This is a genomic window from Mesorhizobium sp. LNJC391B00 (genome assembly GCF_000502535.1).
Taxonomy (GTDB): Bacteria; Pseudomonadota; Alphaproteobacteria; order Rhizobiales; family Rhizobiaceae; genus Mesorhizobium.
In genome coordinates, this window is the sequence record NZ_AYWI01000037.1 from 1 (window position 1) to 1878 (window position 1878).

At 60.5% G+C, this 1878-nt stretch carries 1 protein-coding gene; it reads left to right on the plus strand.

Annotated elements, in window-relative coordinates:
- The coding region (locus tag X750_RS1000000167315) for a Ulp1 family isopeptidase (RefSeq protein WP_245271929.1) at positions 1-809 on the plus strand (809 nt) is incomplete at its 5' end.
- Between the last annotated feature and the right edge of the window lie 1069 nt (positions 810-1878).

The window sequence follows — 1878 nt, forward strand, 5'->3', positions numbered from 1 at the left end:
ACGGTAACGACACAGCCGACTTCCTGTTCGTGCCAGTGAGCGATGGCGGTAAGACTCTTGCGGAGCGCGGCACCCATTGGTCGCTGCTGTTCGTTGATCGCAGCGACCGGGAACGGCCGGTTGCCTATCATTATGACTCCTACAACGGATGCAATGACACGCTTGCAAAAGAGCTCGCAGAAAATCTGGGCGCCAGCCTGGAGACCCGCGTGGGCGTATCCCGCATCGCCCAGCAGAGCAACGTGGTGGATTGCGGAGTCTACGTGGTGGACGGCACGCGGGCGCTGGTTGGGCGATTGCAATCGCAGCCAGATAACCTGAACCTCAACAACCTCGTCGTCAATCGGCAGGCACTACAAACCCGCCTCAGGGGTGACAATACATTCGGAACGGCAAAGAATCTTACGAACTTTGAACTCATGGACCGACAGGCCCGAGACGCGGTTAAGGAAAGCCCCGTTGGGACGTTTCACCAGCAGATCAAGCGGCTCGGCCAGTCAGCGCCAGACGTTGCTCCCGGGGACCCATTTAAATTTCAAAGTCTTGAGAGCAAGGGGGACGCCGCTGCGCAGCGCAGCGGGCCGCAGGAGGAATACAGTTGGCCAGAGTATCTCCCCCCTGGGAAAGCTAATGAAGACGACGCTGTTCTGGCATCGTCTTTCGTGCCAACTGGGCCCCATCACCAAGCCTCGGATCCCGCAGGGTCCTTTCGTCCCCTGAGCTGGCGCGACGGCGACCAGCGCGCGCCGGACGAGCGGATCGCTGCACAGGACAGGAGCAACCAGCTANTTCGTCAGTGGTTGATCTGAATCCCCCCGCACCGTCCGAGTTGCGTGACCATGCTCGTTCTGTGCCGGCGGCGGTGCAGCCAGATCCTCCAATAGGGGTCTCCGGTCGCGACAAGGGTCCCCTCTATTCCAACGATGCGACCGTTGTCGAAGGGCTGAGGTCAGCTTACGCGGGTAAGGTCAAGGAGAGCACGGTCAAGCGCCATGTAAATTCTCTTCTCGGCTTTGGTCGTTGGCTCTTTGACAATAACAGGCCGGGATTTGCTGCTCGGCTTGACGAATCGTCGCTGGATCAGGATCGCAAGGAGTACGAGAGCAGGGGTGGCCCCTCGGAGTACGAGAGCAGGGGTGGCCCCTCGATCGTGGCTAGAGCACTGGGTCGTCTCAAGACGTTGGCGGGCGGAGCGCCAGTGGTCGACCGCCCTGTCCGGAATCCCTACCCTGCCGACGCCGCGCTCATCAGAGATTACACAGCGGCTCTCATCAAAGAGTACAAAGAAGCGCCTGCGACCGGGCCGAATCGCGGTACCATTCAGGTCTATGGATCTACTCTTATACGTTTCAGTGAATACCTGCATGAAAACAAAAAGCCGGGGATTGCGGATCGGCTTCACGAGGGGTCGCTGGATGAAGATGCCAAGCGCTATGTGAACTCCGGTGGTAACCGGAGGATCAGTGCACTAGCTCATCTCCGGAAGTTCGCACCCGGGCGCGAAATTGCCCTTGCTGCTCGTCCGGAAGACGCAGTCGGCATGGAGGCTCGTGCCATTGGGGACGCCGCTGCGCAGCNGCCCTTGCTGCTCGTCCGGAAGACGCAGTCGGCATGGAGGCTCGTGCCATTGGGGACGCCGCTGCGCAGCGCAGCGGGACGCAGGAGGCATTGGGTCGGCCAGAGAGGCCCCCTGGGAAAGCTAAAGACGGGCGGGTGCTCGGCGCATTGGAATGGCTAGGCGACGAACATATCCAGAGGGATTACCAACTCCTGGAGCAGGAGTTGCAGGGGAACAATCCAGATCTCGCCGCCCGGACGCGGTTCGTGGATCCCCTCGTAGCCAATTATCATCTGCGCTTGGGCTCCGAGAGCGACAAG